This is a genomic window from Acidovorax sp. LjRoot204, from assembly GCF_056175785.1.
Genome location: NZ_JBGFFF010000174.1, coordinates 1 through 8,134 on the forward strand (window position 1 = coordinate 1; position 8,134 = coordinate 8,134).

Genomic DNA, 8,134 nt, shown 5'->3' on the forward strand with positions numbered 1-8,134 from the left:
GCCTGCAACAGTGCGCGGCCGATGGGCGCATGACCGACTACTACGAAGCCAACTACGCCATCCACGAGGCCTTCATCACGCTGGCGGACAACCGCTGGCTGGCCCAGGTGATTGGTGACCTGCGCAAGATCCTGCGGCTGGCACGCCACAAGACGCTGCATGCCCCCGGGCGCATGCAGCAAAGCCTGGCAGAGCATCTGGCCGTGTTTGCCGCGCTCAAGGCGCGCGACTGCGACGCGGCCGAGGAGGCCATGCGCACCCATCTGTTGCGCCAGCGCGATGCGCTGCGCGATGTAGCCCGCAACCAGCAATCGAGGTTGACCCCATGATCAACAGCACTCCCGAATGGATCACCCGCAGCGTGTCACGCCTGCGCACTGCCGCGCCTGCCGCCGACAAGGCGGGGGACAAGACCGCCGACAAGTCTGCCAAGGCCTCACTCGACAAAACCGTGACCGATGTGGTCGCCAAGGTCGCGGTGCCGCGTTCTACCAATGAGCGCCTGCAGGCCACCCTGCGGCGCGGCCAGGAGGCGTTGTCGCCCCGCGCATTGCGCCGTCTGCTGGCCGATTTGCAGGAGGTGGTGGCGCCGCAGGTGAGCGAGATCGAAGGCGGCCGCCGCGCCCAGGCCGTGGCCGAGTGGTATGCGAAGGCCGAGCCCGAGGAGCGGCGCGACATGTGGCTGCTGATGTGCGAGCAGTTCGCACCCGACGCCACACGCTTCAAGTCGGCCCGCCAGCGCTACGAGGCGGCAGCGGGTACTGCCGAAGAAGGGCAGGCCGAGATCAGCCTGCGCCGTGCGCTGGTATCGCCGCGCACGCGGCTGCTGCAGCGGTTTTCGGCATTCCCCGAGGGCATGCGGTTTCTGGTAGACCTGCGTGCCGAAATTTTGCCGCTGCTCAAGGCCGACAAGCGCCTGCTGCCGCTCGATGCCGAGCTGGAGCATTTGTTTTCGACCTGGTTTGACGTGGCCTTTCTGGAGCTGCGCCGGCTGTCGTGGGACTCGCCCGCATCGCTGCTCGAAAAGCTCATCAAGTACGAGGCCGTGCACGACATCMRSAGCTGGRCCGACSTGAAGAACCGGCTGGACAGCGACCGCCGCTGCTAYGGCTTCTTCCAYCCGCGSCTGCCCAACGAGCCGCTGATCTTYGTSGAGGTGGCGCTGGTGGACAAGATCTCGGCCAGCATCACGCCGCTGCTGGATGAGGCTGCCGCGCCCGTGGACATCACACGGGCCACCACGGCCATCTTCTATTCCATCAGCAACACGCAAACAGGCCTGCGCGGCGTGAGCTTTGGCGACTCGCTCATCAAGCATGTGGTGGAAACGCTCACGGCCGAGTTCCCGCGCCTGCGCACCTTCGCCACGCTGTCGCCCATTCCGGGTTTCCGCGCTTGGCTGGGCAAACATGCAGGGGCCATGCTGGACCGCCTGGACGACAAGCGCCGCAGCGAGCTGGGCCGCGCGGTGGGCTTCGAGCCGCCGCAGGCCACGCATTTGCTCGGGGCGGTGGACAAAGCGCTGGAGCTGGACGCCAAATCCCCCGTGCGCCAGATGCTGCTGGAATGCGCCGCGTACTATCTGGGCCGCGAGCTGCAAGAGGGCAAACCGGCAGACCCTGTGGCCCGCTTCCACCTGGGCAACGGCGCGCGGGTAGAGCGCCTGAACTGGGCGGGTGACCCGTCCAGCAAGGGGCAGAAACAATCGTACGGGCTCATGGTGAACTACCTGTACGACTTGAAGCGCATCGACAAGCATCGCAGCTTGCTTGCGCAGGGCAAGGTGCCAGTGTCGGGGGACATCGACAGCCTTTGCCGCGACTGACGGGGCGACCGGCAAGATGCCGGGCGGACCAGTGACCGCGTATTTTTACAACGACAGGAGACAAGGAATGACTGATTTGCGAATCCAACGCCGGGGTGTACTGCTCGGCGCGGCGGCTGCAGGCCTGGGCCTGGCCAGCAGCAACAGCTGGGCCCAAAGCACCTGGCCCAGCAAGCCCGTGACGGTGGTGGTGCCGTTCCCCGCCGGTGGCGGCACCGATGCGTTTGCCCGGCCGCTGGCTGCGCAGTTTTCCAAAAGCACGGGCAAGACGCTGGTGATCGACAACCGGGGGGGCGCCGGGGGCACGCTGGGTGCCAGCATTGCGTCCAAGGCGGCGCCCGATGGCTACACGCTGTTCATGGGCGCSGTGCACCACGCGATYGCSCCKKCGATSTACCCCAAGCTCGACTACGACMTCGAGAAAGACTTCRTKCCSCTGRYGCTGCTGGCCAACGTGCCSCAGGTGSTGGTGGTCAATCCCAAGACGCCGTCCACCAACTTCAAGCAGTTTCTGGACTACATCAAGCGCAACCCTGCCAAGCTCAACTACGGTTCGGCCGGAGCAGGCACCTCGCACCATCTGGCGGGCGAGCTGTTCAAGCAGCAGACGGGCACATTCATCACCCACATCCCCTACCGGGGCGCGGGCCCCGCGCTGCAGGATCTCATTGGCGGCAACGTGGACATGATGTTCGACGGCCTGGGCTCGTCAGCCAATCACATCAAGAGCGGCCGTATCAAGGCGCTGATGGTGTCCGGCGCCAAGCGCAACCCCGCATTCCCCGACGTACCCTGCGCCTCCGAAGTGGGCCTGCCCGACTACACSGTSACCACCTGGTACGGCCTGTGGGCRCCCAARGGCACRCCGGCCGASSTGCAGGCMCGCATCGTGGACGAGATCAAGCGCCTGGGCACCGCCGATGAACTCAAGGCCGTGTGGGCCAGCAACGGCGCGGACTACGGCGGCATGACGCAGCAGCAGTTTGGCGCGTTTGTGAGCACCGAGGTCAAGCGCTGGGCGGCGGTGGTGAAGGCGTCTGGCGCAAAGCTTGACTAACCCCCAAGACGGTGCAAACAAACCCGCCATGCCCGATCGCTCCGCAAAAGAGCACACCGTAGTTGTTGCAAATGCTCGCCATAGCCGGTGCTATGGCTGCGCTTCGTGGTCTGGCAGAGCCAGTTCCACGGTGGTGCTGGCGATGGCATCGCGGGGTGAGAAGGTCGTGGGCGGTATGTGAAGGAAATGGATACCAGGATGTCGGGTGAAGTGTTGATGAATGCCGGTGAGGGCGGGGTGGTGCATGTCACCCTGCGCCACACCGGGCGGCTGAACGCCATGTCGCGGCCCATGTGGCGGCAGTTGCGTGCGGTGTTTGAAGACGTGCAGCGCTCTGCCGATGCGCGCTGTGTGCTCATCGCGGGCGAGGGCGGGGCGTTCTGTGCGGGCGGAGACATTTCGGAGTACCCCGGCTTCCGTTTTGACGCGGCAGCGCTGCGCGACTTTCATGAAAACGACGTGTGGGGCGGGCTCAATGCCATGCTCCAGTGCGACGTGCCCATCGTGGCCCAGATCAGCGGCGCCTGCATGGGCGCCGGCGTGGAGATTGCCAGCTGCTGCGACATCCGGGTGGCGGGCAATGGCGCGCGCTTTGGCGCACCGATTGCCAAGCTGGGCTTTCCGATGGCCCCGCGCGAGGCGCAGCTGGTGGCAGGTGCAGTGGGCGACGTGACCRCACGCCAGATGCTGCTGGAGGCCGCCACCTTCAGCGCCCCCGACATGCTGGCACGCGGCTTTTTGAGCCGCGTGGTGGCCGACGACATGGTGGCCACCGAAGCCCTGGGCAGTGCCCAGCGCATYGCCGCGCTGGCGCCCCAGGCCGCCCGCATGAACAAACAGACGTTTCGGGCGTTGAAAGCGCCTGTAGCGCTACAAAATCATGCCTTGTCTGCTATTGAAAACATAGTAAATGGCCCTGCCGACCCCTATGCCTACGCCGCCAGCGCCGAGCACCGCGAAGGGATCTCTGCCTTTCTGGACAAGCGCGCGCCGGTGTTCTGACTGGCGCCTCCGTCCCCGCTTTCTCCCATTCAGTCAGTCCCAACCTCTCAACCCAGCCACCCAGCCCATTGAAGTCTGAGCCATGAGCCAACACAACCTCTTCAGCGCCCTGCGCGCCTCGTTCCCGTCCGACCTGGACAGCACTGCCGTTGAGACCACGGCGGCAGACGGCACCCCGCTGTTCTACACCTGGCGCGATCTGGACCGCGCCAGCGCCCGCATCGCCAACCTGCTTGCATCGCYCAAGTTGCCCGAAGGCAGCCGTATTGCCGTGCAGGTCGAAAAGTCGGTCGAAGCAATGGCGCTGTACCTGGCCACGCTGCGTGCGGGCTACGTCTTTTTGCCGCTCAACACCGCCTACCARAGCGCCGAGATCGAATACTTCATCGGCAACGCCGAGCCGGCCGTGGTGGTGTGCAGCCCCGGCAACTTTGGCTGGGTCAGCAAGATTGCCTTCACCCTGGGCACGCAGCATGTCTTCACCCTGGGTGACGACCGCACCGGCAGCCTGCTGGAGCGTGCAGCGCACCACGGCGACGAGCACCAGGCCGTGTCCCGCAGCGCCGACGACCTGGCCGCCATCCTGTACACCAGCGGCACCACCGGCCGCAGCAAGGGCGCSATGCTCACGCAYGGCAACMTGCTSWSSAATGCCGWSRTGCTCAAGGACTACTGGGGCTGGAMGRAGGGCGACGTGCTCATCCACGCGCTGCCCATCTTCCACGTGCATGGCCTGTTCGTCGCCATCCACGGCGCGCTCATCAACGGCAGCAAGATGATCTGGATGGCCAAGTTCGACCCCAAGGCCGTCATCGCCGCCATGCCCCGCGCCACCGTGTTCATGGGCGTGCCCACACTGTACGTGCGCATGCTGGCCGAGGCTGGTTTGAACAAACAGGCCGTCAAGAACATGCGCCTGTTCATCGCAGGCTCTGCACCGCTACTGATCGAAACCTTCAAGGAATGGCAGCAACGCACCGGCCACACCATCCTGGAGCGCTACGGCATGAGCGAAACCATCATGCTCACCWSCAACCCCTACAGCGCCGACCAGCGCTACAAGGGCCAGGATGAACGCCGTGGCGGCACCGTGGGCTTCCCCCTGCCGGGTGTGAGCCTGCGCGTGCAGGGCGATGATGGCAAAGACCTGCCCGTGGGCGAAATCGGCGGCATCCAGGTCAAGGGCCCCAACGTGTTTAAGGGCTACTGGCGCATGCCAGAAAAGACCGCCGAAGAGTTCACGAAGGATGGCTACTTCAAGACCGGCGACGTGGGCAAGGTCGATGAGCGCGGCTACGTGCACATCGTGGGCCGCAGCAAAGACCTGATCATCAGCGGCGGCTACAACGTCTACCCCGCMGAGATCGAGGGCTACATCAACGACATGACCGGCGTGGCCGAAAGCGCCCTGGTCGGCGTGCCACACCCTGACTTTGGCGAAGTGGGCGTGGCCGTGGTCATTGCCAAGCCCGGTGCCAGCATGGACGCCGATGCCATCGTGGCTCAGCTCAAGTCGCAGTTGGCCAACTTCAAGATCCCCAAGAAGTGCTTCGTGGTGTCCGAGCTGCCGCGCAACACCATGGGCAAGGTGCAAAAGAACCTGCTGCGGGATCAGTACAAAGGGTTGTTCGCCTGAGGCAGGCCTGCGAGTGGAGGCCTTCGCACTGGCAAAAATAGTGTGAACAGGCCCTAACCCGCCGCAGAGGCCTGGGGGTTGCAGAAAATGCAGGGCGTGGCGGCTGGCGCCGCGGCGCCCTCGGCATGGTTGCAGCAGTGTTCCAGCCACCCCGCCACCAGCCGGTACACCGACAAATTGGTGCGTGCCGTGGGCGCGCACAGGTAGTAGCCGAGCGGGCTGTCAAAGCGGTTTTTCAGGGGCTCTACGAGAGTGCCTGCCTGCAGTTCGTCTTCTACCAGGCAGGTGGGCACGATGCCCACGCCAAAGCCTGAAACCGCTGCGCGGATGATGAGTGAATACAGGTTGAAGCCCGGCCCGAAGCGGCTGGCGCTGGTGTCCAGGCCGTGGGCTTCCATCCAGTCCTGCCAGGCCAGGGGCACCTCAATGTGCTGCAGCAGCGTGGCGCGCATCAAATCTTGTGGGGTGTTCAGGGGCAGGGCGGCCTGCAGTTGCGGGCTGCACACGATGCTGGTTTCCTTGCCAATCAGGTAGCGCGCATTGGCGCTGGGCCAATTGCCGTAGCCGTACTGAATGGCAGCATCGAACTCGTGCGGCGTCGCAAAGTCGTGCGCGTGCTGGTAACGCACAAAGTTCAGTGACACCTGCGGCAGCGTGCGCTTGAAGTGGCCCAGGCGCGGAAACAGCCACTGCGCCGCAAACGTGGGCGGCACCGACAGGTTGAGCGAGCCGCCATCGCCCCCGTACGACATGAGCTGTGCCGTGGCCGATTCCAGCGCGGCCATGGCCGGGCGGGTGGCGTTGAGGTAGGTGGCCCCCGCCTCGGTCAGCTCCAGCCCGGTGGCTTTGCGGATGAACAGCTTCTGGCCCAGGTAGTCCTCCAGCGCCGCAATGTGGCGGCTGATGGCGCTTTGCGTCACGCACAGCTCGCGTGCTGCCATGGTGAAGGCCTGGTGCTTGGCGGCGGAGTGAAAGGCGTTCAGCTCAGAGATGGTGGGGCACAGGCGGCGCATAGATGTGGCCTAGGGGGTATGAGTAGGGCTCATGGGATGGTGAGATTTTAGGCGTTGCGGATAAGGTCAATTGGCCCGATAAATGCGTCCTGTGACAGCAACGTGTCAAGCGCCACACTCTGTAGATGCTGCAATGCACCAGATGGATTCTTGATGGTCTTCATAGCCCCCTGAAAAAGCAGGCTATGAGTAATTTTGAAGCCATCGCGCCCACTTTGACGAATCTCATGACCTCTTTGTTGATTGAAAACAGCCGTGTGCTGGATGTCCACGCGCTCACACTGCGCACCGGCCTGTCCGTTCTGGTGCAGGACGGCCRCATTGCAGCGGTAGGCACCGACCTGCAGGTGCCAGAAGGGACCACCACGCTCGACGCCAAGGGCATGACCCTGATGCCCGGCCTGATCGACTGCCACGTGCATGTGGTGGCGTCTTCGTTCAACCTGGGCGCCGTGGCCAAGATGCCCAACGTGTTCACCATGATGCGCTCGCTGCCCATCATGAAGGGCATGCTGGAGCGGGGCTTTACCACCGTGCGTGATGCGGGCGGCGCCGACTGGTCGCTGGCCGAGGCGGTGCGCACGGGGCTGGTGCAGGGGCCACGCATCTTCCCTGCGGGCAAGGCGTTGTCGCAAACCGGCGGGCATGCGGATTTCCGCCAGCGCAACGATGACCTGGATGTGTGTTCGTGCGCCTACAAGCTGGGCAACATCGGCCGCGTGGTCGATGGCGTGGATGCTTGCCGCCTGGCGGTGCGTGAAGAAATTCTGAAGGGCGCCACACAGATCAAGGTGATGGCTTCGGGCGGCGTGGCCTCGCCCAACGACCCAATTGGCAACCTGGGCTATTCCGAGGCCGAGCTGCACGCCATTGTGGAAGAGGCATCCAATGCCAACACCTATGTCATGGCCCACGCCTACACGCCCCGCGCCATTGCCCGCGCCGTGCGCTGCGGCGTGCGCACCATTGAGCACGGCAATCTGGTGGATGTGCCGACGGCAGAGTTCATGGCCGAGATGGGCGCTTTCATGGTGCCCACGCTCATCACCTACGAGGGCCTGGCCAACGAGGGCGAGCGTTATGGCCTGCCTGCGGTGTCGATTGCCAAGATCGATTCGGTACGTGGGCAGGGCAAGCAGGCCATCGAGATCCTGGCCAAGGCGGGCGTGAAGATGGGCCTGGGCAGCGACTTGCTGGCCGAGACGCATTACCTGCAGTCGGACGAGTTGCGCCTGCGCGCGGAGATTCTGGGCAATGGCCCGGTGCTGCAACAGGCCACGCTGATTGGCGCGGAGATTCTGGGCCAGCAAGGCCAGCTGGGCGAAGTCACGGCCGGTGCCATTGCCGACATCTTGCTGGTCGATGGCAACCCGCTCACCGACATCACCTGCCTGCTGAACCAGGGCGAGCGCATTCGCGCCATCGCCAAGGACGGCGTGTGGGTCAAGAACACCCTTTGAGTCTCTTTCATCCCCTCACCCCCATCCCCCCTACCGGAGATCACCATGCAACGTAGAAATTTCGTCAAGCTCAGCGGCGCCGCAGCGGCTCTGCAGTTCCTTCCCTCCATCGGTTTCAGCCAGCAAGGTGAGGTGTTCCGC

At 64.5% G+C, this 8,134-nt stretch carries 7 protein-coding genes; 6 read left to right on the forward strand and 1 reads right to left on the reverse strand.

From position 1 onward, the window contains the following. The 5 genes from AC04MI_RS21305 to AC04MI_RS21325 all read left to right on the forward strand — a co-directional run. Positions 1 to 329 (forward strand): GntR family transcriptional regulator (locus AC04MI_RS21305; RefSeq protein ID WP_476498630.1); only part of this gene is annotated, 329 nt, incomplete at its 5' end. After that, positions 326 to 1,825, forward strand: a complete 1,500-nt coding sequence (locus tag AC04MI_RS21310; RefSeq protein WP_476498631.1) for a malonyl-CoA decarboxylase — start codon at positions 326 to 328, stop codon at positions 1,823 to 1,825. The genes AC04MI_RS21305 and AC04MI_RS21310, both read left to right, overlap by 4 nt. 67 nt (positions 1,826 to 1,892) lie before the next feature. Next, positions 1,893 to 2,882 (forward strand): Bug family tripartite tricarboxylate transporter substrate binding protein, encoded by a 990-nt coding sequence (locus AC04MI_RS21315; RefSeq protein ID WP_476498632.1) that lies wholly within the window; start codon positions 1,893 to 1,895, stop codon positions 2,880 to 2,882. A gap of 198 nt (positions 2,883 to 3,080) precedes the next feature. Further along, positions 3,081 to 3,884: an enoyl-CoA hydratase/isomerase family protein gene (locus AC04MI_RS21320; RefSeq protein WP_476498633.1), complete on the forward strand. Its 804-nt coding sequence runs from the start codon at positions 3,081 to 3,083 to the stop codon at positions 3,882 to 3,884. Between the two features lie 82 nt (positions 3,885 to 3,966). Continuing rightward, positions 3,967 to 5,520, forward strand: a complete 1,554-nt coding sequence (locus tag AC04MI_RS21325) for a malonate--CoA ligase (RefSeq protein ID WP_476498634.1) — start codon at positions 3,967 to 3,969, stop codon at positions 5,518 to 5,520. A 53-nt stretch (positions 5,521 to 5,573) separates the two neighbouring features. On the opposite strand, the gene AC04MI_RS21330 is transcribed toward AC04MI_RS21325, so the two are convergent. After that, positions 5,574 to 6,533, reverse strand: coding sequence for a LysR substrate-binding domain-containing protein (locus AC04MI_RS21330; protein WP_436079079.1), 960 nt, complete (start codon positions 6,531 to 6,533; stop codon positions 5,574 to 5,576). 227 nt (positions 6,534 to 6,760) lie between these two features. Here AC04MI_RS21330 and AC04MI_RS21335 point away from each other — a divergent pair, with 227 nt between their 5' ends. Further along, the gene (locus AC04MI_RS21335; RefSeq protein ID WP_476498635.1) at positions 6,761 to 7,993 is read left to right on the forward strand and encodes a metal-dependent hydrolase family protein; all 1,233 of its coding nucleotides are present in this window, start codon (positions 6,761 to 6,763) and stop codon (positions 7,991 to 7,993) included. The last annotated feature ends 141 nt before the right edge of the window (positions 7,994 to 8,134 follow it).

Coding starts and splice junctions, on each gene's coding strand:
- AC04MI_RS21330 (WP_436079079.1), bottom strand. CDS start 6,533: ATGCGCCGCCTGTGCCCCACCATCTCTGAGCTGAACGCCTTTCACTCC.